The following is a 19,815-nucleotide window of genomic DNA, read 5'->3' on the forward strand; positions in this document are numbered from 1 at the left end:
ATGGATCTCAAGGAAACCGACATTCTCGGCGACAGCATCGGCGAGCATTGGTATTACTGCTCCAAGGCAGCGGCGACCCGCCGCCTGCTGGGTGAGGCGCCCATCAAACGAATTCTCGACGTCGGCGCCGGTTCAGGATTTTTTTCCCATCATTTGTTAACGCACACGGCGGCACGCGAAGCCTGGTGCGTGGACATCAGCTACCCGGCCGACTCCAGCGCCACCACTGCCGGCAAACCGGTGCATTACCGTCGCTCGATCGACACCGTGGATGCTGATCTGGTGTTGCTGATGGATGTGTTGGAGCACGTCGATGACGACCTCGGCCTGCTCGAGTCTTACGTCGACAAAGTGCCCTCCGGCAGTCGCTTCCTGATGACCGTGCCGGCGTTCCAGTTCATGTGGAGCGGGCACGATGATTTTCTCGAACACAAGCGTCGCTACACTCTGGGGCAATTCGAAACTCTCGCCCGAAAGGCCGGATTGACGGTGGAGCGGGGCGCCTATTACTTCGGCGCGGTCTTCCCGATTGCGCTGGCGTCGCGCCTGATACCCGGCGCTCGGGGTTCGGCACCGCGTTCGCAATTGAAAAAACACCATCCGCTGGTCAATAGACTGCTCAAAACCCTGTGCAGCCTCGAGCTGCCGCTGATGGGCATCAACCGCGCAGGCGGACTGAGTGTGTTCGTGCTGGCGCGCAAGCCGTGATGGCGACGAAACGGTCCGCACTGATTCAGCGCGGTGTGCGTTTTGCCGTCACCGGTCTGTTCGTCACGGCGCTGCATGCGTTGGTGGCAGTGCTGTTCATCAATTTCGTCAGTCCTGTGCCTGCGTTGGCCAACGGCGTCGCCTTTATCGTGGCGACGGTGGTGTCCTACGTGATCAACACCACCTGGAGTTTTTCCGCCCGGTTGCACGGCAAGACTCTGATGCGTTTTCTGATGGTTTCGGCGGGCGGCTTTCTGTTGGCAATGTTCGTGGCCTGGGCGGCGCAGATGGCCGGGCTGCACTATCTGGCCGGAATCGTTGCCGTGGCGCTGACGATTCCGGCATTCACCTTTGTACTGCATAACTTCTGGACGTATCGATGAAGGATTCACGGGAGCACCCGGCACTTTCCCTGTTGCCGCTGCTATTGGGTGTTCTGGTGTTTTTTCTGGTGGTCGGGCCGCAAGCGCTGAATCCGCAGAACATCGCCTGGCTGGAGCAGGGCGATCCGGCGACGCATTATCTGGGCTGGGCGTTTTTTCGGCAGGCGCCCTGGACGTTCCCGCTCGGGCTCAATCCTTCTTACGGCCTGGAACTGGGCAGCGCGATCATTTTTTCCGACTCCAATCCACTGCTCGCGCTGTTGTTCAAACCGTTCAGTGCCTGGTTGCCGGAGACCTTTCAGTATTTCGGTTTGTGGCTGCTGGCCTGTTGTGTCCTGCAAGCCTGGTTTGGCTGGAAGCTAATGGGGCTGATGACGACCCAAACCTTGATTCGACTGCTAGGGACGGGGTTGCTGGTGTTCTCGCCTGCGATGTTTTTGCGCATGGGCGCGCACCTCTCGCTGGCGGGCCATTTCCTGATCCTGGCTGCGCTGTACCTGACGCTGTTGCCGAACCTGAGCCGACGTCGTGTCGCCTGGGGAACCTTGCTTGCTGTAACGGCATGGGTGCACGCCTACCTGCTCGCCATGGTTGCGCTGATCTGGGTGGCGGATCTGCTGGGCAAGACATTCAATCAGTCATTGACCCGGCGTCAGGGGATGATTGAAGGGGGCATGCTTTTCGCTCTGGTAAGCGTGTGTTGCTGGCAGGCCGGGTATTTCAGCATTGCCGATGGCGCGGCATCCGGTGGCTTTGGTTTGTACCGGATGAATCTGCTGTCGCCCCTCGACCCGGCCGGCTGGTCATTGATCCTGCCTGATCTGCCGAAGGCCGACGGGGATTACGAAGGTTTCAACTACCTTGGTCCGGGCGTTCTCTTGTTGGCGCCGCTGGCGCTGATTGCCGGATTTCGAAACCGCCAACCCTTGCAGGATCAGGTGCGCGCGCGTCCATGGCTGCTGATGGCGCTGTTCGGTTTATGGCTGTTCGCTTTGTCGAATCAGATCGGTATCGGGGCGTTGAATCTCGATTATCCGCTGCCGAAAAGTTTTGTCGCGCTGGCCAATATCTTTCGTGCCTCGGGCCGGATGTTCTGGCCGGTTCTGTATGTCTGCATCCTGGCCGCGATTTTTCTGGTGGTACGCGGTTATCGGCCGCGCGTCGCCATCGGTCTGCTCGCGGTGGCGCTGCTGATCCAGGTTGTCGATACCCGAAACGGCTGGATGGGGCTGCGGCAGGGAAAAATGGTGGCACCTTCGTCGGTCTGGGCCAGCCCGATGACTGATCCTTTCTGGGCGAGCGCCGCTGCGCGTTATGCCAATGTCCGCAGCGTGATGCCACAGAATCAGGGAGAGCGCTGGCAGATGATTGCCGGTTTCGCAGCGACCCACGGCATGAAGACCGATGCTGTCTATCTGGGACGCATGAGCACTTCGGCGCTGGTGCGGGCACAGCAGAACGCCCGCGCGATGCTCGATTCGGGGCAGTACGACGCAGATTCCTTGTACGTCCTGGACGACGATGCTTTGGTCGATGCCGCGAGAACCATCAACAGTGAAACCGATCTGTTGACGCGCGTGGACGGGATTACGGTACTGGCGCCGGGCTGGAAACGTTGTGTGCAGTGCCTGTCCGTGCAGGATGAGGGGCGACGGATTTCACTCCTTCCCCTGACTCGCCCGGGACAGGCGTTGGTCTTCAATTATCGAAACCGGCAACTGGCCAGCGGCTGGTCGAAGCCTGAAAGCTGGGGGACGTGGACGGAAGGTCAACAGGCGAAAATCCAATTGCGCGTGTTGCCCCCGGCGAGTTCGATCGTGATCGACGCATTGGCATTCATACAGCCCGGGCACCCCGGCCAGCGGGTGATCATCAGTCTGAACGGCCAACCAGTGCTGGATACCCGTTTGACGCAGTTTCAAGGCAATCGCCTGGAAATTCCGATCAGCGCCCAGCTTAACCAGCGCCTCGGGAACGATGCCCGGCTCGAAATCGAATTACAGTTGCCGGATGCCGTCAGCCCCCGACAGTTGGGGATCAACGACGATTCGCGGGTCATGGGTCTGGGGCTGAAGACGTTGACGGTGCAATGACGCACCGTTTCGATGGACGCCGCCCCCACGGCCTTTCTACACTGCCGCAATCTGGGGATCGGGGGGCAATGGATGAACCGCAATGAACTACGCAAGGCCGACATCAACCTGATGGTGGTGTTTGAGACTTTGATGCTCGAACGCAACGTGACCCGGGCCGCCGAGAAACTGTTTCTCGGCCAGCCGACCATCAGTTCGGCGCTCAATCGTTTGCGCACCATGCTTAACGATCCGTTGTTCATCCGCGTCGGCCATCGCATGGAGCCGACCGCCCGCGCCGAAGACATTTATCGCCATCTAAAGCCCGCGCTTGACTCGCTGTCGGTGGCGCTGAGCCTGACCCGGGATTTCGACCCGGCCGTCAGCACCATGACCTTTCGCATCGGTCTGTCGGATGACGTCGAATTCGGCCTGTTGCCACCATTGCTTCGGGTATTGCGCCAGGAGGCGCCGAACGTGGTGTTCGTGGTGCAGCACGTCGATTACTGGCGGATTCCCGATCTGCTGGCCGCCGGCGATATCACTGTCGGCATCAGCCAGACCCGCGGCCTGCCGGCCAACGCCAAGCGCAAACTGCTGCGGCATATTCAGCCGAGCATCCTGCGCGCCGACAAATCCGACACGCCGCTGACACTCGATGAATATTGCGCACGCCCCCACGTGCTGGTTTCCCACACAGCCAATGTCAGTGGCTACGCCGATGAGTGGCTGGCGGATATCGGTCGCACCCGTCAGGTGGTGCTGTCGGTGCCGCAGTACAGTTCGTTGCCGGCGTTGCTGGCCGGCACCGATCTGATTGCCAGCCTGCCGGACTACACCGCCGAAGCCATGGCCGCTTCCGGGTTCCTGTTCAAGGAGCCGTTCCCGTTCAAGACCCCGACCCTTGACCTGTCGATGGTCTGGCTCAGCCACGTCGACAGCGACCCGGCGGAGCGCTGGCTGCGTTCGCGGCTGGAGCAGTTCATGAGTGAGCGTCCGGTGATGTCGTCGTTGGCGTGAGTCATGCGTTGCTGTGTTATATGTACGACCTTTCCGCCGAACCACTGGAGCACCGAGATGCCACACCTGCACCTGGAATACACCGCCAACCTGCCGCAACTGAACGCTGACGTGGCGTTGATCCGGCTCAACAACACACTGGTGGGTTCCGGTCAGTTCTCGGCGGAGTTCGATATCAAGAGCCGTGCGCTCAAGGTTGAAACCTTCAAGGTCGGCACCGCCATGAACGAGCGCGCCTTTGTGGCGGTGAGGCTGGCGCTGCTCAGCGGGCGCTCTCCGGAGATCAAGAAGCAACTGTCGCAGAGCCTGTTGGCGGTATTGCAGGAATTGTGCGAATGGCCGGCCGGGGTTGAGGTGCAGTTGAGTGTGGAACTGCTCGACATCGACCGCGAGTCCTACAACAAGACCGCCATCGGCGTGTAGGACTCAGGCCGCTTCCAGCTCTGCGCAGGTCTTGATGACCTGCTCGCGCAGCCAGAGGTTGGCGCTGTCCTGATCGACGTTGTGGCTCCACTGCATGTCGAGGGTGAACCCCGGCAGGCCATTCGGCGCCTCGCAGTGGTTGAACACCGCGTCGTTGGTCAGTAAACGCTGGATCCGCCGGGGCAGGGTGAGAATGAAATCGGTGCCGGTGATCATCTTCAACGCCGCGCTGTAACTGTTGGAGCGGGCGACGATCTGGCGTTTTTGCGCCTGGCGCGCCAGCCAGCCATCGACCATGTTGGTGGTCGACGTCCACGGCGTGGGAAACACATGCCGGCGTTCGGTAAAAGCTTGCAGACTCAGTCGCGGCTCCAGCGGCGTGGCGCGTTTGTCGAAAACGCAGACCAGATCATCTTCCAGCAACATGCGTGATTTCAGGTCGGCGTGACTGCGATGGAAGTGCGGGCCGAAACAGATCACCAGATCGAGGCTGCCGTCGCGCAACTCTTCGACCGGCACGTCGGTTTCGAACTTGTGCATGTTGACCATCACCGGCAAGTCATCGAAGTCAAAGCGCTTCAACATCCGCGGCAGGATCAGTTGCTCGAAGTATTCCGGGGCACAGATGTTGAAGGTCACCGGTTGCGCCATCGGGTCGAAGGTCGGGGCGCCGGCGTGGCAGAGGTTGATGCTTTCGAGGATTTTCTGCACATGGCCATACATGCTGCTGGCCTTGTAGGTCGGGCGCATGCCCGTGCGGGTATTGACGAACAAATCGTCTTCGAAGCTGGTACGCAGTTTTTTCAGGCAGTAACTGACGGTGGACTGGCTGACGAACAGCGACTCCGACACGTCGGTGACGCTGCTTTGCTCATACACGGCGACAAACACCATGAGATCCTGCATGTCGAGCTTTCTAAGCAAGTTACTGTTCAGCATCCGTTCTGTCTCGCTGTGCTCCTTGCGCCGAATCCGCGCAAACGTGTGCGCATGATCGTAACGGAACGATGGTGCCAGGAGAAAGCCCTGTAGGACGTTTCACTGTCACTTGTGGGACAGAAAGTTTTAGTAACACGACGTACACAATCAAACCCGAAAAAGCTGGCCAGAAGCCTTTATCCAGACGAGGCGGCCTGCCGTTCGCCCGATCAGCCCATGTGCCGGGTGTAATGCCGTGGATCAAAACGCAGCACCATCAACAGCATGAGCGCCATCACTGCCGTCAGTGACCACCAGGCCCATTCGAAGCTGCCCAACTGATCGCGCACCATCCCGGCCATCAGCGGCGAGAGCCCGGCAATCAGGTAGCCGATGCCTTGTACGAATGCGGTCAGCCCGCCGGCACGTTGCGGTTCGTCGAGGTGATCGAGGGATACGATCAAGCTCATCGGGAACAACCCGCCGATACCCAGCCCGAGCAGGCACGGCCATAGCAGACTCAATTGCAGGGGACTGAGGATCAGCCCCACAAACCCGGTGATGATCAGGCCGAGCAGGGCGCCAAGCACCAGGCGTCGGTCACGGCTGCGATTGGCGATCGCCGGCACCACCAGCCCTGAAATCACCTCCATGGCCGTCAGAAAACCCAGCATCAGGCCGGCGTTTTGTTCGCTCCAGCCCTTTTCCACGTAATACGGCGCCAGCCAGGCGAGCACGCAGGTGTAGGACGCGGTGCCGAGACCAAAGAAGATCGCGAGCAGCCAGGCGCGGGAATTTGTGAAGAAGGATTCTTTTCTGACAACGGCCCGGCTGGTGTTCGGTGACGAGGCGCGGTTTTTCCACCAGACAGGAAGGGCGAGCAGTGCCAAAACCGCCCAGACAGCCAGTCCCGCCCGCCAGTTGCCGGTCTGCATCATCACCCACGGTGCGAACGAAGCGGCCAGCGCCGCGCCGCCCATGATCGAAGTGACGTAAAGGCCCATGCACAGCGCCACGTTGTCGGGAAATCGCGATTTGATCAGCGCGGGCATCAGGGCCTGGATCAGTGCAATACCGATCCCGGCCAGCACGGCGCTGGCGATCAATCCGCCCGCTGAATCGAGAAACAAACGCGAAAACGTCGCCAAGCCAATGATCACCAGCGACAGCAGCACCGTGCGCTGTTCACCGAGGCGCTGGCTGACCGCCATGCCGAAAAACATCGCCAGCCCCATCGCCATCACCGGTAGCAGGGTCAGTAACGCTGCGAGACTGAAGCTCAGCGCCATATCGCCGCGAATGGCCGAGAGCAAGGGGCCGACCGCCGCCATCGACGGGCGCAGGTTGAGGGCGACCAGGATGATGCCGAGCATGAGCCAGACAGCGGGGCGGGCAGTGGCGCGAACGTTTTCCATCTTCAGACCTTTGAACCAGGGGCTGTTGATTAGGCGGGCAGGCGAGCGGGGCGGCAAATCAGAATGTCATGACCGCTATCGAGAAACTCGATACGGCACCTCGTGGCCCGCGTCTTGACCACAGCTGAATCATTCTCAAATACGCTGCATATTTCATGGTTATTTCATCGGCCAACTAATCGTTGGCTTCTTTTTCACAAAAAATTGATGGTTGCCTGCTTAGAGTTTGTGTGGTCTGCGTCAATGAAATTTTCACAATTGGCGACGGCACTTCTTTCAAGGAAATAGTCCCTCGCCATGTTCAAGTTAAAAGCCGTGCGCCCGGAATGGGTGACGTTGTTTGCCAGCGCCTTTCTTTTGACCGGATTCAATTTCGTTCTCTGGCAACACCTGTTCGACATCACCGCCGCGGACGGCAAGGGCATTGCGATGCGCATTGCGTTCGGGGTGATGATCTTCGCGGCGTATAACATCGTCTTGACGCTGCTGGCGTTTCGACCTGTTTTGAAACCTGTGTTGACGTTGTTGTTCATGGTCAGTGCCGGCGTAGCTTATTTCATGAGCCAATACGGTGTATTGATCGATGCCGGCATGTTTCGCAACTTTGCCGAAACCAATGCCACCGAAGTTCGCGATCTGCTGTCTTTGAAGTTGCTGGTTTATATCTTGTTTTTGGGTGTCTTGCCGTCCTGGTTGTTGTGGAAAGTTCCAGTCAACTATCGTCGCTGGCATCGCGAGTTATTAAGCAAAGTTGTGGTGAGTGTCGCGTCGGTCGCGGTTATTGGCGGCGTCGCGTTGGCCAATTATCAAGGGCTGTCGTCGCTGTTTCGCAATCACCACGAAATTCGCCTGATGCTGGTGCCGAGCAATTACATCGGCGCCTCGGCCGGTTATCTGCGTGAGCAGGTGGCTTCGGCGCATCAACCGTTCGTCACGCTTGGCGAAGACGCCCAGCGTAACGCCGCCGTGCAGAACCATCCGCGCAAATCCCTGACGGTGCTGGTAGTGGGGGAAAGTGCCCGGGCGGAAAACTTCGGCATCCTCGGTTATGACCGCGACACCACACCGAAACTGGACAAGGAAACCGGCCTGATCGCCTTCACTGACGTGCATTCCTGCGGCACCGAAACCGCTGTGTCGGTGCCGTGCATGTTCTCCAACATGGGCCGCAAGGATTACGACGCCAGCAAGGCGAAGAATGAGGAAGGGTTGCTGGATGTGCTGAAACGGGCCGGGATCGACGTGATCTGGCGCGACAACCAGTCCGGCTGCAAAGGCACCTGCGACCGTGTCACCCTGCAGGATGTCAGCAATCTGAAAGACCCGGCGCTGTGCGCCAACAGCGAATGCCGCGACGAGATTTTGCTGCAAGGCCTGCAAAGCTTCATCGATCACCTGGACAAGGACACCGTGCTGGTCCTGCACCAGATGGGCAGTCACGGTCCGGAATACTTCAAGCGCTATCCAAAGGAATACGAGCGCTTCACCCCGGTGTGTGAAAGCAATGCGCTGAACAATTGCAGCCGCGAAAGCATCGTCAACGGTTACGACAACACGCTGGTGTACACCGATCATGTGCTGTCGAGCCTGATCGATGTGCTGCGCAGCAATCAGGACAAGGTCGATACCGCCATGCTCTACCTGTCTGACCACGGCGAATCCCTGGGTGAGTACAACCTGTTCCTGCACGGCACGCCGTACATGCTGGCGCCGGAGCAGCAAAAACACGTGGCAATGCTGGCGTGGTTCTCTGACAGCTATCAGAAGTCTTACTCGGTCGACACCCATTGCCTGCAAATGAGCCGCGACAAGCCGCTGAGCCAGGACAACCTGTTCCACTCGATGCTCGGCCTGCTGGAGGTGCAGAGCAAGGTGTACCAGCCGGATCTGGACATGTTTGCCGGCTGCCGGGGCGCGGTGATCGACGGGGTGCTGGCCAAGGACTGACCGGCAGACTCAATCTGTAAGACTATTCTTTCCCTCAGGCAGGAGATTTCATCAAGCTCTTGCCCTGTAGAGGCGCGGAAAGCGCCGGTGGCGATATATACTGCGCGCCATTCTTGAAGGGAGAGCCGTGTGGCCATCGATATTCACTGGATTCGCGACAACGATAGCCTCGCGCAGTTTTGCGCCGAGTGGCAGCAGCTGCCGTTCGTTGCCCTCGACACCGAATTCATGCGGGTCGACACCTTCTACCCGATTGCCGGCCTGTTGCAGGTTGGCGACGGCAAACGCGCCTACCTGATCGACCCGCTGACCATCAACGCCTGGCAACCTCTGGCCGCCTTGCTGGAAAACCCGGCGGTACTCAAAGTCCTGCACGCCTGCAGCGAAGACCTCGAAGTCCTGCTGCGCCTGACCGGCAGCCTGCCGGCGCCGCTGTTCGACACCCAACTGGCTGCCGCCTACCTGAACCTCGGGTTCTCGATGGGTTATTCGCGTCTGGTGCAGGAAGTGCTCGGCATCGAACTGCCGAAGGGTGAAACCCGTTCCGACTGGTTGCAGCGTCCGTTGTCTGACACGCAAATCAGCTATGCCGCCGAAGACGCCGTGCATCTGGCGGAGGTTTTCGTACAACTGCGTCCGAAACTGTCCGACGACAAATACGCCTGGGTGCTGGAGGACGGCGCCGAACTGGTCGCCAACCTGCGCCGCGAAACCGATCCGTACGAGGTGTATCGCGAGGCCAAACTGGCGTGGAAACTGTCCCGTGCTCAACTCGCCGTACTGCGTGAGTTGTGTGCCTGGCGTGAACGCGAGGCCCGCGCCCGCGATCTGCCGCGCAACCGCATCGTCCGTGAACACTCGCTGTGGCCGCTGGCCCGGACCCAACCGGACAGCCTCAGCGCGCTGGGCAAGATCGAAGACATGCATCCGCGTACCGTGCGTCAGGACGGCGAGTTTCTGCTTGATCTGATCAAGCGCTCTGGCAGTGTGGGGCCTGATCAATGGCCGCCAGCTGTGCCGGAGCCATTGCCGATCGAAGCCGCCGCGCTGATCAAACAGCTGCGGGCGCTCGGTCAGGCCGAAGCTGAGCGTCTGGGCATCGCGCCGGAACTGATGCTGCGCAAGAAAACCCTCGAAGCGCTGGTCAAAAGCGGTTTCCCCGAGGGGCCTTACCAATTGCCTGATTCGCTGCGTGGCTGGCGCCGCGAATTGATGGGCCAGAAGCTGCTCGACAGCCTGGCCACCGCCGGAGAACAGCCTTGAAACGTATTTGTTCCATTTATCAAAGTTCGAAGAAAAGCGGCATGTATCTGTACGTGCTCAAGAGCGATGCGCTGGAGCGTGTGCCGGAAGGCCTGATGGCGGCGTTCGGCAAGGCGAAGCACTCCTTCGATCTGGTGCTGACCCCCGAGCGCAAGCTCGCCAGCGAAGACATCGCCGTGGTCCTGGAAAACCTCGACAAGCAGGGCTATCACCTGCAGATGCCACCGGCCGAGGAAGAGTACATCGAGCACTTGCCCGAAGAGTTGCTGCGACGCAACGACCCGGTCTGATCCGCGAGGCCCTGTCCTGGGCCTCTTGTAACCCCTGGAACGGTTTTTACGGCGACGGCTGCCACGAAGTGGACGGCCGCCTGCACGGTTTGCGAAAGGTTTGAAGATGCGCGTTCTGATTGCTGAACACGACCACGCGATATACGCCCGACTGCTGCGTCAGGCAGCCCCGGAGCTTGAAGTGCTGACCAGCGGTGACTCCGCCGAACTGGCCCGTCAGGCCGTCGATTGCCCGGTGTGGCTGGGTCAGCCGGATCTGCTGGCGACCCTGCTGCGTCAGGGCCACCAGCCCCAATGGCTGCAATCGACCTGGGCCGGTATCACGCCGCTGTTGGCCGACGGCCTGCGCCGGGATTACCGCTTGACCCGGGCGGTCGGCATTTTCGGCCAGGTCATGGCTGAATACGTGCTGACCTACATGCTCGGCCATGAGCGCGAAGTGCTGGCGCGACTGGTCAGCCAGGTCGAGCGCAAGTGGGACAACCGCACCGGCCAGAGTCTGGTCGGACGCAAGGTGCTGATCGTCGGCACCGGTGACATCGGCCAGAGCGTGGCGCAGTTCCTGCTGCCGTTCGGCGTCGAGTTGTACGGCATCGCCAGCAGCGCTCGCGAGCAGGCGCCGTTTGTCGAAGTCGGCTCGATGGCGGACTTGCCGCGTCTGGTGGGCGAAGCGGATTACGTGGTCAATCTGCTGCCCAACACCGAGCACACCCACGACATCTACGACGCTGCACTGTTCAAGCAATTCAAGCCGACCGGGTTGTTCATCAACGCCGGGCGCGGTGTCGCGGTGGTCGACGCGGATCTGGTGGAAGCGTTGAAAGAAGGCCATCTGGCTGGCGCGGTGATCGACGTTTGCCGCCAGGAACCGTTGCCGCAACGGCACCCGTTCTGGACCGCGTGGGGCCTGCTGCTGACCGGGCACAGCTCGGCACCGACCTCGCCGCCGATGATGGTGCAGTTGTTTCTGGATAACTTGCGGGCGTATCAGGCGGGCGAGGCGCTGCGCGGCGAAGTGGATTTCGCACGCGGTTACTGACTAGAGATCGTTCCCACGCTCCGCGTGGGAATGCAGCCCGTGACGCTCCGCGTCACTGGACGCGGAGCGTCCCTTGAGGCATTCCCACGCAGAGCGTGGGAACGATCAAACGGGGCTTAGAGGGTGAAATCGCCTTCAGCCGCCAGTTCGCTCAGCGGACGACGCGGGCTCGGCGTTTCCCGTGCTTGCAGGTAATCCGCCAGGCTTGCCTTGTCACCCAGCTTGCCCACCGCGACGGCGGCGTGCAGCGCATAGCCTTGCGGAATGTTCAGCTCCTTGCGGGTCAGCTCCTGATCGAAGCCGGCCATGCCGTGGGTGTGCCAGCCGCTCAGGCTCGCTTGCAGCGCCAGATGGCCCCACGCGGAACCGGTGTCGAAGGTGTGCCACAGCGCTGGCGTTTCCTCGGTCGCGCCCGGTGCGGTGAACGTGGTTTTCGAAATCACGATCACCAGTGCCGACGCGTGCTGTGCCCAGCTGCGGTTGAATTCATTGAGCAGACCCAGGTAACGCTCCCAGTTCGGCGTGTCGCGACGGGCATAGAGAAAACGCCACGGCTGCGAGTTGTACGCCGACGGCGCCCAGCGCGCGGCTTCGAAGAAGCTCAACAAGGTTTCTTCGGAAATCGCTTCGCCGGTAAAGGCGCGGGGCGACCAGCGATCGGTGAACTGCGGGTGAATGGCGTATTCGGCAACGCGAGGGTTGGCACTCATCGAGAGATTCCTTGCTACGTTTGAGGACAGGTTGGAAGCGAAACCCGGCGGGATCAGTTGGGCTGAACGATGGGGTTGTGGCGCAAGCCTGCAGTTCACCGGGTGCAACGCGGTCGAGCGTTAATGGCATCCGGCGAAGGCCTGGTGTGACCGGCAAAACTACTTGGCCGCGCAAAAACTGACAAGCCCCGCACAACCGGCAGTCGCCAGCGCTTGGATCACGGGGCCTTGGGCACTAGACTGGCGGCCTTTTCACCACCTGATGTTGATGCTTGAGCCATGGCCGCCAAAGTCGAACCGTTCTGGATACGCAAAACCCTCGATCAACTCGATCACGAGGAGTGGGAATCGCTGTGCGACGGTTGCGGCCTGTGCTGCCTGCAAAAGCTCGAGGATGAAGAAGACAACAGCGTCTATTACACGCGCATCGCCTGCAAACTGCTGGATCTGAAAACCTGCCAGTGCAGCGATTACCCGAACCGCATGAAGTTTGTTCCGGACTGCATCCAGCTCACCCCGGGCCAGGCCGAAGCATTCAAATGGCTGCCGCCGACCTGCGGTTATCGGCTGGTCAGCGAAGGCAAGGATCTGCCGCTGTGGCATCACCTGGTCTGCGGTGATCGCGACGCGGTGCACCACGAACGGATTTCCCAGTCCGGGCGCATGCTCGCCGAAGGCAGCGTGCCGGAAGACGACTGGGAAGATCACCTGATTTTCCGCGCAGGTTAACGATTGACCAAGGAGCAGGTATGGCGACGGGATTGCGCCGGGCGCTGATCGTCACGCTGCTGGCGCTGAGTGCGCCGGTGTGGGCAGCGAAGAAAGTCGATCTGGATTATCAGGTACGCCTGTTGCCGCAGAGCGATCAGGCCGAAGTGCGCATGACCCTCGCCAGGGGCGAAGCGGTGCGCAGCCTGGTTTTCGACCTTGGCGATGGCAGCCGCTACAGCGATTTCAAGGCCGACGGCCAGTGGCAACTGACGCCGGGCAAACCGGCGCGTGGGGTCTGGCGCCCGACGGCGGACAAGGCCAGCCTGACCTACCGCGTGCGCATCAGCCATGGTCGCAAGAACGGCAGCTTCGACACGCGCATGACCCCGACCTGGGCGCTGATGCGCGGCGATGAACTGGTGCCGCCAGCCAGGCTCGATCAACAGGACGGCATCGAGCTGGTCGCACGCCTGCACTTCGAATTGCCCGACGGCTGGAAAAGCGTCGAAACCGCCTGGCCACGCATCGGCAAGAACAAATTCCGCATCGATAATCCGTCACGCCTGTTCGACCGCCCGACCGGCTGGATGCTCGCCGGCCACCTTGGCAGCCGTCGCACGCGGTTGGGGGAAACCGAAGTCACCGTGGCCTCGCCGCAAGGGCAGGGCATGCGCCGGATGGACGTGCTGACGCTGCTGACGTTTGTCTGGCCGCAGGTGCAGGCGGTGTTTCCGCGCCATCCGAGCAAACTGTTGATCGTCGGTGCCAACGACCCGATGTGGCGCGGCAGCCTGGCGGCGCGGGAGTCGATCTACCTCAACACGCGGTTGCCGCTGGTCAGCGAAAGCGGCAGCAGCGCACTGGTGCGCGAGCTGGCGCAAGTGTTCGGACGGATCAACGACGAGCGGCGCAGCGACTGGATCAGCGAAGGGTTTGCCGAGTATTACGCCATCGAACTGGTGCGCCGTGCGGGGGGCATGAGCGACGAGCGTTACCAGGCGTTGCAGGCGAAGCTGGCCAAGGACAGCCAGAAGGTCACGACCCTGCGCGGCGAGCAGATCAGCCCGGCGCAGGTGTCGAAAGCGGTGCTGCTGTTGCAGGAGCTGGATGGCGAAATTCGCCTGAAGACCCGCAACAAGCGCTCGCTGGATGACGTGCTGCGCGGGGCGATGCATCTGGGGACGGTGGACACCAAAGCGTTCGTGCAACTCGCCGAAAGCATTCTCGGCGAGTCGTCCAAAGTCCTCGATACCGCGTTACTGCAGTAATACCGTCATCGCTGGCCAGCCAGCTCCCACAGGATTGTGTGGTGACCACCGATTGGTCTCCACCCCAAAACATTGTGGGAGCTGGCTTGCCAGCGATGAGGCCAGCAGCCTCAAGGTAAATCCAGAATCAAACCCCGGCTTTCGGCGATTTCACTGAGTCATTACCGGTCACCGTGGCGGTGTTGGTCGCCGCTTCGGCATTGGCCTTGAGCTTGCTCAGCTCGTCGCCGGCCCGCTCGATCTTTGCCCGCACGTTGTTCATGTCCTGACGACTTTTCTCCAGCAGGCTTTTTACCGAGCTGTGGCCGGTGATGCCGCGGGCCATGGCCACACCGCCAATCGCCACCTGAATCAGCCCGAACACCCCGCCACGGCGCAGGCCCTTGCCGACCATGATCACGCCGCCGGCCAGCGAGCCGATGCGCTCCCAGCCTTCGACGTTCTGCTCGGAACGGCTCTGGAACGGGGTGGATTCGATACGCTCGACGCGTTTGAGCTCGGTCATGATCTTTCTCCAGGCAATGAGTAATCGATAAACAAGCTGACTGCGCAGGCGGTCAGCTCGTTCCATCGAATGTGCGGCGTTTCAGCGGAATTTCGGTCCGGAGCGGGTATTCAGGCCCTTGGCCATGCGGTCGTAGAGCACGACGTTGACCGTGGCGGCGAGATTCATGCAGCCGGTGGTCGGGATGTACACGACGTCTTCGCACCAATCGCGGATCTCTTGATCCAGCGAGCCGTCTTCGGGGCCGAAGATGTACAGAGCGCGATCCGGGTGGGTGTATTCCGGCAACGGGCGGGCGCCGTCGACCAGTTCCACGGCGACCGGGACGCAGTTGAGCGGCAGGATCTTTTTCAGGTCGTCGATGCCGATCAGCGGGATGTCGTAGTGCACGCGCTTGGTGTCGGTGACGAAATCGGCGGCGCGCTCATAGCGCTTGCCGGTGTAGAACACGGTCGACACGCCGTAGCAGCCTGCGGCGCGCATCACCGAACCGACGTTTTCCGGTGATTTGGGGTTATATAAACCAATGCAGCTGTACCGTTTGTCTGCCACGAGCGGGGTGCCTTCGGGAAAAAGAGGGCGATTATACGGGGATTGGGGGAGGGCGGGCAGATTGAGGATCTGCGGTGCTGATCGTTCCCACGCTCTGCGTGGGAATGCCTCAATGGACGCTCTGCGTCCGCTTTGGGACGCGGAGCGTCCCGGGCTGCATTCCCACGCGGAGCGTGGGAACGATCGGAGTGGTGGCTCAGTCTTCTTTTTTCATCAGCCCGGCCAGGGCAGCAAACGGGTTGTGCGTGGCCTTGGCGATTTTCGGCGTGCTCAGCGAGCCTTCGCCGAAGTACTGCTGGTCGGTGTAGCGCGAGTGTTCGTTGTCGTGGCAGTACAGGCACAGCAGCTCCCAGTTGGAACCGTCCTGCGGATTGTTGTCGTGGTTATGGTCGCGGTGGTGCACGGTCAATTCGCTCAGGCGCTTGCCGGAAAACTCACGGGCGCAGCGGCCGCACACGTGCGGGTACATCTTCAGGGCCTTGTCGCGGTAGCCCATTTCCTTGTCGCGCTGGTTGTCGGCGAGGATGCGATCCAGCTTCGAAGTGTTGGTCGGGGTGGACGAACTCATGGGTTCACCTTTGCAGAAGACTAATGACGGTTATGAGGCAAGTTTAGCTCAGCCCTTGAGCTTCTCGGCAATCCAGATCGTGTGGCGCGTGCCTTTGTTGCCGTGGGCGAAGACCTGCACTTCCTCGGCCTTGAAACCGGCCTTGCGCAATTTGTCGGAAAACTGCCGGTCGGCGCTGGCCGACCACACCGCGAGCACGCCTTTGGGCCGCATGGCCTTGGCGCAAGCGGCAAGACCGGCGGCGGAGTACAGCCAACTGTTGGCCTTCTGGGTCAGGCCTTCGGGGCCGTTGTCGACGTCGAGCATGATCGCGTCGAAGCCATTCGGCTCGCTTTGCAGCACCTTGGCCACGTCTTCCTGACGAATCACCGTGCGCGGATCGAGCAGCGGACGTCCGGACTTTTCTCCGAGCGGGCCACGGTTCCACTCGACCACGCCAGGCACCAGCTCGGCGACCACCACTTCGGCGCTCTTGCCCAGATGCTTGAGTGCGCAGGCGAGGGTGAAGCCCATGCCCAGGCCGCCGATCAGCACCCGCGAGTTCGGCCGACCAGCGACCTTGCGGCACGGGATCTCGGCCAGCGCGTCTTCGGAACCGTGCATGCGGGTGTTCATCAATTGGCCGCCGTCGCCGCCCTGGATCTTGATGACGAAGTCCTCGCCATACTCGAACAGGCACAGGGCACCGCCGTTGTCAGGGATCGGCGTGGTGTCGAGCAGAACGAAACGTTTCATGGAAATCTCTACAGGGGGGAAGGCAAGCCGGCGCGTTGGGAGTAGCCTGAAGGCAGACTTCAGGCCAACGGAGCCCTTGATGAAGCGCACCATTCTAACGGCCATTACCCTGGCCGCGCTCTCGATAACTGCCGTACAGGCGCAACAGACGATTCCCGTCAGCCCGACACCGCAACCGGGCTCGCCCGGTACTGCGACGCCAACCCCGTATCCGCAGATCAGCCCGGTGCCGATTCCCAAGGCCGGCCCCGGCAGTGGCGGCCCGCCGCTGGTGCCGATCGAAATGCCCAGCCCGCCGACCAAGGATCAGCCATTGCCGGGCCTGGAACAGACCGACAGCAAACCCAAATCCCCGGGAGGCTAGATCTGCTGGGCGGCGAGTTGTCCGTCGGCCATGCGCAGGCGTTTGGACAGGGAAACGGCGAGGGCGCGGATGATCTTGGCGGCAATCTTCGGCGCGTCGTTGAGCATTTTTTCCAGCGAATCCTTGCCGAGATTGAGCAACTGACAGTTGCTCGCCGCGACGCAAGTCGCCGAACGGCGCTCACCGTCGAGCACGGCCATTTCGCCGAACGCCCGGCCGCTGCGCAGGGTAGCCATGGTCACGACCTGGCCGTCGCCGCCGGTTTTCTGCACGGCCACCTGGCCGGTGTGGATGATGCACATGAAACTGCCGGCATCGCCTTCGCGAAAGATCGCTTCACCTTCAGCCACGGTGCTGATGCTGAAATAGCCCGACGCGGCGGCGAAATCCGTCAGTTGCAATTGATCGAACAGGCCGCAGTCCATCAGCCAGTCGCGGATTTCGTTGTTCAGTAGAGTGGGTTCTGACATGTCGTCACAATCTTTTTGTTTTCACAGGTTGCAGGCACTACACGGATCGTTGTGGGAGCGAGCTTGCTCCCACAATGGGATCTGTGGTGTATCGACCGCCGGGGTCTGGAATTAAGACCCAAGTGACCGGCGGAGTTCCTCAGGCAATGCCCAGAACCTTGAAAACAAATGCGTATTCGAGCGCTACGTCACGTAATCCCTGATAACGCCCGCTCATCCCGCCGTGGCCGGCGCCCAGTTCGGTCTTGAGCAGCAGCAGATTGTCATCGGTCTTGGTTGCGCGCAGCTTCGCGACCCACTTGGCGGCTTCCCAGTACTGCACGCGGCTGTCGTTGTAACCGGCGATCACCAGTGTCGCGGGATAAGCCTGGGCGGTGACATTTTCGTATGGCGCGTAAGCCTTGATCCGCTCGTAGACCTCCGGCTCTTCGGGATTGCCCCACTCGTCGTATTCAGTGACGGTCAGCGGCAGATCCGGGTCGAGCATGGTGTTGAGCACATCGACGAACGGCACTTCGGCAATCGCCACGCCGAACAGATCCGGACGCTGGTTGAGCACCGCGCCGATCAGCAGTCCTCCGGCACTGCCGCCGCTGATCGCCAGTTGTGGTGCGGTGGTGATGCCGTTGAGGATCAGGAATTCGGCGCAGGCAATGAAGTCGCTGAAGGTGTTGTGCTTGTGCTCCTGCTTGCCGGCGCGGTACCAGGACTCGCCCAGTTCGCCGCCGCCACGCACGTGGGCGATGGCGAATGCCATGCCGCGATCCAACAGGCTCAGGCGAGCGTGGGAGAACCACGGATCGAGGCTCGAACCGTAGGCGCCGTACCCGTACAGGTACAGCGGCACCGCTTTGCCGACCATTTCCCGTTTCATCACCACACTGATCGGCACCTGGGTGCCGTCCGGCGCAGTGGCCCACAGGCGTTGGCTGACGTAGGCGTCGGCGTCGAACGGACCGAGCACCGGGGTTTCCTTGAGCACGGTCTGTTCGCCGGTGGCGAGAATCAGTTGCCTAACCTGAGCCGGACGGTTCAGCGCTTCATAGCGCAGGCGAATGCGGTCGCTTTCGAACTCCAGGCTGTTTTGCACGTAGAGACTGTAGGCCGCGTCCGGCAATTGCACGCGATAAGGCGCCAGACCGTGTGGGCGAACTTCGATGATCGGCAGACCACCTTCGCGCAGGCTCAGGGTCAGGGCTTCGGCGTTGAGGGTCACGCCATCGAGCATCACCGAATCGCTGTGCGGGATCAGGTTCTGCCAGTCGGCTTCGCTCGGCGCGATGCCGGTGTCCGGCGCCTGATACAGGGCGAAGTTGATGCCGTCTCGGTTGGTGCGGATGAACCAGGTCCATTCGCCATCGAGTTTGCCGTGGTCGACGTCGTACTCGTGATCCTCGACCCGTGGCGCCAGGCAAGTGAACGGTTGGTGCGGCTGATTGGCGTCCAGCGCCCAGACTTCGCTGGTGGTCTTGCTGCCAAGCGACAGCAGCAATTGCTGTTCGGAGCTGGCGCGGTAGCAATGCAGGAAGAAACGCCCGTCCGGTTCGTGGAACACCTCTTCGGCGGCAGTACCGTCGAGGCGATAGCGGAACAGCTTGTGCGGGCGATGGGTATCGTCGAGCACACCGAAAAACAGTGTCAGGCTGTCATTGGCCCACGTCATGCTGCCGTCGCAGTCCTGGAATTCCAGTTCGCTGACGCGTTCGCTGGACAATTCCTTCACGAACAGCGTGTAAATCTCGTCGCCCGAGGCATCGACGCTGTAGGCCAGGCGCTGGTGATCCGGGCTGATGCTGAACGCGCCGAGGGAGAAAAAGCCGCCGTTGGCCAGTGCGTTCGGGTCGAGCAGCAGCTGTTCGCGGCTTTCGTCGAGGGTCAGGCTGTCGTCGGCCGGGCGTGGGCAACGGTAGTGACGGGCGTATTCGTCACCTGCAGTGGTGCGGGTGTAATACAGATACGGGCCCCATGGCGACGGCAGGGACAGGTCGGTTTCGAGGATCCGGCCCTTGATCTCCTCGAACAGGGTTTCGCGCAACTCTGCCTGATCGGCGGTCTGCGCCTGTTGATAGTCGTTTTCAGCCTTGAGGTAGTCGAGCACCGCGTCGGTGTCGCGTTCCTGCAGCCAGGCGTACGGGTCGTGACCGGCAGCCTTGTGGGCAATCGGGGCGCTGATGACGTTGGCGGATACGGGCATGGAAAGCTCTCGGACATGACAAATAAGGGCCGCACGGACGGCGGGGAAGCCTGACGTGCGAAAAGTCGTTACTATAAGCGCCTCTGTGCGACACGCGTAGCGTGTCTTCAAGACTTCGAGGTGGATGGTCATCTTGAAGGGCTGTCTGATTACAGCCAAGGCTGGAGTACCCAATCTCCGGAATAATAATCCATCAAAGAAGTCCACTGCCTTCAAGGACTTACCGTTGCGGCGGGGCGTGCCCACAGTCGATCAGCATT

General features: G+C 61.1%; 21 protein-coding genes. 12 read left to right on the forward strand and 9 right to left on the reverse strand.

Features of this window, described 5'->3' with window-relative positions; all coding sequences use genetic code 11:
- The 5 genes from AC1MDC_RS06915 to AC1MDC_RS06935 all read left to right on the forward strand — a co-directional run bounded on the left by AC1MDC_RS06915 (position 1) and on the right by AC1MDC_RS06935 (position 4,606).
- The gene (locus tag AC1MDC_RS06915) at positions 1–708 is read left to right on the forward strand and encodes a class I SAM-dependent methyltransferase (protein ID WP_085703818.1); all 708 of its coding nucleotides are present in this window, start codon (positions 1–3) and stop codon (positions 706–708) included.
- Positions 708–1,091 (forward strand): GtrA family protein, encoded by a 384-nt coding sequence (locus AC1MDC_RS06920; protein WP_480392737.1) that lies wholly within the window; start codon positions 708–710, stop codon positions 1,089–1,091. Before AC1MDC_RS06915 ends, AC1MDC_RS06920 begins: the two co-directional genes overlap by 1 nt.
- Positions 1,088–3,184: a DUF6311 domain-containing protein gene (locus AC1MDC_RS06925; RefSeq protein WP_480392738.1), complete on the forward strand. Its 2,097-nt coding sequence runs from the start codon at positions 1,088–1,090 to the stop codon at positions 3,182–3,184. The genes AC1MDC_RS06920 and AC1MDC_RS06925 overlap by 4 nt, the downstream gene beginning before the upstream one ends.
- 72 nt (positions 3,185–3,256) lie before the next feature.
- Positions 3,257–4,183, forward strand: coding sequence for a LysR family transcriptional regulator (locus AC1MDC_RS06930; RefSeq protein ID WP_085700610.1), 927 nt, complete (start codon positions 3,257–3,259; stop codon positions 4,181–4,183).
- 57 nt (positions 4,184–4,240) lie between these two features.
- Positions 4,241–4,606 carry a 5-carboxymethyl-2-hydroxymuconate Delta-isomerase gene (locus AC1MDC_RS06935; protein WP_085700611.1) on the forward strand — a complete coding sequence of 122 codons (366 nt, stop codon included), beginning with the start codon at positions 4,241–4,243 and terminating at the stop codon, positions 4,604–4,606.
- Between the two features lie 3 nt (positions 4,607–4,609).
- Here AC1MDC_RS06935 and AC1MDC_RS06940 read toward each other — a convergent pair whose 3' ends face one another.
- Complete coding sequence (locus tag AC1MDC_RS06940; RefSeq protein WP_085700612.1) at positions 4,610–5,545, reverse strand: LysR family transcriptional regulator; 936 nt, start codon at positions 5,543–5,545, stop codon at positions 4,610–4,612.
- A gap of 209 nt (positions 5,546–5,754) precedes the next feature.
- Complete coding sequence (locus tag AC1MDC_RS06945) at positions 5,755–6,939, reverse strand: cyanate transporter (RefSeq protein WP_480392739.1); 1,185 nt, start codon at positions 6,937–6,939, stop codon at positions 5,755–5,757.
- 297 nt (positions 6,940–7,236) lie between these two features.
- Here AC1MDC_RS06945 and AC1MDC_RS06950 point away from each other — a divergent pair, with 297 nt between their 5' ends.
- From AC1MDC_RS06950 to AC1MDC_RS06965, 4 genes are all read left to right on the forward strand, one after another.
- Complete coding sequence (locus AC1MDC_RS06950; RefSeq protein ID WP_227234744.1) at positions 7,237–8,886, forward strand: phosphoethanolamine transferase; 1,650 nt, start codon at positions 7,237–7,239, stop codon at positions 8,884–8,886.
- Between the two features lie 129 nt (positions 8,887–9,015).
- Positions 9,016–10,149 (forward strand): ribonuclease D, encoded by a 1,134-nt coding sequence (rnd, locus tag AC1MDC_RS06955; RefSeq protein WP_085700615.1) that lies wholly within the window; start codon positions 9,016–9,018, stop codon positions 10,147–10,149.
- Complete coding sequence (locus AC1MDC_RS06960; protein ID WP_085703814.1) at positions 10,146–10,439, forward strand: YcgL domain-containing protein; 294 nt, start codon at positions 10,146–10,148, stop codon at positions 10,437–10,439. The genes rnd and AC1MDC_RS06960 overlap by 4 nt, the downstream gene beginning before the upstream one ends.
- Before the next feature lie 106 nt (positions 10,440–10,545).
- Complete coding sequence (locus AC1MDC_RS06965) at positions 10,546–11,478, forward strand: D-2-hydroxyacid dehydrogenase (RefSeq protein WP_007958054.1); 933 nt, start codon at positions 10,546–10,548, stop codon at positions 11,476–11,478.
- Positions 11,479–11,594: 116 nt separating this feature from the next.
- Here the strand turns inward: AC1MDC_RS06965 and AC1MDC_RS06970 are convergent, their stop codons facing one another.
- The gene (locus AC1MDC_RS06970; RefSeq protein WP_085700617.1) at positions 11,595–12,188 is read right to left on the reverse strand and encodes a nitroreductase family protein; all 594 of its coding nucleotides are present in this window, start codon (positions 12,186–12,188) and stop codon (positions 11,595–11,597) included.
- A gap of 279 nt (positions 12,189–12,467) precedes the next feature.
- On the opposite strand from AC1MDC_RS06970, the gene AC1MDC_RS06975 reads away from it, so the two are divergent.
- Positions 12,468–12,917, forward strand: a complete 450-nt coding sequence (locus AC1MDC_RS06975; protein WP_085700618.1) for a YcgN family cysteine cluster protein — start codon at positions 12,468–12,470, stop codon at positions 12,915–12,917.
- Positions 12,918–12,937: 20 nt separating this feature from the next.
- The gene (locus AC1MDC_RS06980) at positions 12,938–14,167 is read left to right on the forward strand and encodes a hypothetical protein (RefSeq protein WP_480392740.1); all 1,230 of its coding nucleotides are present in this window, start codon (positions 12,938–12,940) and stop codon (positions 14,165–14,167) included.
- A gap of 127 nt (positions 14,168–14,294) precedes the next feature.
- Here AC1MDC_RS06980 and AC1MDC_RS06985 read toward each other — a convergent pair whose 3' ends face one another.
- The 4 genes from AC1MDC_RS06985 to AC1MDC_RS07000 all read right to left on the reverse strand — a co-directional run bounded on the left by AC1MDC_RS06985 (position 14,295) and on the right by AC1MDC_RS07000 (position 16,527).
- Positions 14,295–14,672: a YgaP family membrane protein gene (locus tag AC1MDC_RS06985; protein WP_085683107.1), complete on the reverse strand. Its 378-nt coding sequence runs from the start codon at positions 14,670–14,672 to the stop codon at positions 14,295–14,297.
- Between the two features lie 81 nt (positions 14,673–14,753).
- On the reverse strand, positions 14,754–15,224 hold the full coding sequence (locus AC1MDC_RS06990; RefSeq protein ID WP_007958066.1) for an RNA methyltransferase: 471 nt from the start codon (positions 15,222–15,224) through the stop codon (positions 14,754–14,756).
- Between the two features lie 196 nt (positions 15,225–15,420).
- The gene (locus AC1MDC_RS06995) at positions 15,421–15,792 is read right to left on the reverse strand and encodes a YajD family HNH nuclease (RefSeq protein ID WP_007944009.1); all 372 of its coding nucleotides are present in this window, start codon (positions 15,790–15,792) and stop codon (positions 15,421–15,423) included.
- Between the two features lie 48 nt (positions 15,793–15,840).
- The gene (locus tag AC1MDC_RS07000; RefSeq protein WP_085700620.1) at positions 15,841–16,527 is read right to left on the reverse strand and encodes a spermine/spermidine synthase domain-containing protein; all 687 of its coding nucleotides are present in this window, start codon (positions 16,525–16,527) and stop codon (positions 15,841–15,843) included.
- A 79-nt stretch (positions 16,528–16,606) separates the two neighbouring features.
- Here AC1MDC_RS07000 and AC1MDC_RS07005 point away from each other — a divergent pair, with 79 nt between their 5' ends.
- Complete coding sequence (locus AC1MDC_RS07005; protein ID WP_085700621.1) at positions 16,607–16,891, forward strand: hypothetical protein; 285 nt, start codon at positions 16,607–16,609, stop codon at positions 16,889–16,891.
- On the opposite strand, the gene AC1MDC_RS07010 is transcribed toward AC1MDC_RS07005, so the two are convergent.
- Together AC1MDC_RS07010 and AC1MDC_RS07015 are read right to left on the reverse strand one after the other, a co-directional pair.
- Positions 16,888–17,361 (reverse strand): cyclic nucleotide-binding domain-containing protein, encoded by a 474-nt coding sequence (locus AC1MDC_RS07010; protein ID WP_480392741.1) that lies wholly within the window; start codon positions 17,359–17,361, stop codon positions 16,888–16,890. The two genes, AC1MDC_RS07005 and AC1MDC_RS07010, sit on opposite strands and share 4 nt — an antisense overlap.
- 139 nt (positions 17,362–17,500) lie before the next feature.
- Positions 17,501–19,555 (reverse strand): S9 family peptidase, encoded by a 2,055-nt coding sequence (locus tag AC1MDC_RS07015; RefSeq protein ID WP_266200400.1) that lies wholly within the window; start codon positions 19,553–19,555, stop codon positions 17,501–17,503.
- Positions 19,556–19,815: the final 260 nt, after the last annotated feature.

Source organism: Pseudomonas sp. 1, assembly GCF_056626735.1.

Bases quoted from the DNA above. Each gene is read 5' to 3' on its own strand.
- AC1MDC_RS07000 (WP_085700620.1), bottom strand. From the start codon at position 16,527: ATGAAACGTTTCGTTCTGCTCGACACCACGCCGATCCCTGACAACGGC.
- AC1MDC_RS06925 (WP_480392738.1), top strand. From the start codon at position 1,088: ATGAAGGATTCACGGGAGCACCCGGCACTTTCCCTGTTGCCGCTGCTA.
- AC1MDC_RS07010 (WP_480392741.1), bottom strand. From the start codon at position 17,361: ATGTCAGAACCCACTCTACTGAACAACGAAATCCGCGACTGGCTGATG.
- AC1MDC_RS06935 (WP_085700611.1), top strand. From the start codon at position 4,241: ATGCCACACCTGCACCTGGAATACACCGCCAACCTGCCGCAACTGAAC.
- AC1MDC_RS06920 (WP_480392737.1), top strand. From the start codon at position 708: ATGGCGACGAAACGGTCCGCACTGATTCAGCGCGGTGTGCGTTTTGCC.
- AC1MDC_RS06980 (WP_480392740.1), top strand. From the start codon at position 12,938: ATGGCGACGGGATTGCGCCGGGCGCTGATCGTCACGCTGCTGGCGCTG.
- AC1MDC_RS06995 (WP_007944009.1), bottom strand. From the start codon at position 15,792: ATGAGTTCGTCCACCCCGACCAACACTTCGAAGCTGGATCGCATCCTC.
- AC1MDC_RS06965 (WP_007958054.1), top strand. From the start codon at position 10,546: ATGCGCGTTCTGATTGCTGAACACGACCACGCGATATACGCCCGACTG.
- AC1MDC_RS07005 (WP_085700621.1), top strand. From the start codon at position 16,607: ATGAAGCGCACCATTCTAACGGCCATTACCCTGGCCGCGCTCTCGATA.
- AC1MDC_RS06915 (WP_085703818.1), top strand. From the start codon at position 1: ATGGATCTCAAGGAAACCGACATTCTCGGCGACAGCATCGGCGAGCAT.
- AC1MDC_RS06950 (WP_227234744.1), top strand. From the start codon at position 7,237: ATGTTCAAGTTAAAAGCCGTGCGCCCGGAATGGGTGACGTTGTTTGCC.
- AC1MDC_RS06970 (WP_085700617.1), bottom strand. From the start codon at position 12,188: ATGAGTGCCAACCCTCGCGTTGCCGAATACGCCATTCACCCGCAGTTC.
- AC1MDC_RS06985 (WP_085683107.1), bottom strand. From the start codon at position 14,672: ATGACCGAGCTCAAACGCGTCGAGCGTATCGAATCCACCCCGTTCCAG.
- AC1MDC_RS06930 (WP_085700610.1), top strand. From the start codon at position 3,257: ATGAACCGCAATGAACTACGCAAGGCCGACATCAACCTGATGGTGGTG.
- AC1MDC_RS07015 (WP_266200400.1), bottom strand. From the start codon at position 19,555: ATGCCCGTATCCGCCAACGTCATCAGCGCCCCGATTGCCCACAAGGCT.
- AC1MDC_RS06945 (WP_480392739.1), bottom strand. From the start codon at position 6,939: ATGGAAAACGTTCGCGCCACTGCCCGCCCCGCTGTCTGGCTCATGCTC.
- AC1MDC_RS06975 (WP_085700618.1), top strand. From the start codon at position 12,468: ATGGCCGCCAAAGTCGAACCGTTCTGGATACGCAAAACCCTCGATCAA.
- AC1MDC_RS06940 (WP_085700612.1), bottom strand. From the start codon at position 5,545: ATGCTGAACAGTAACTTGCTTAGAAAGCTCGACATGCAGGATCTCATG.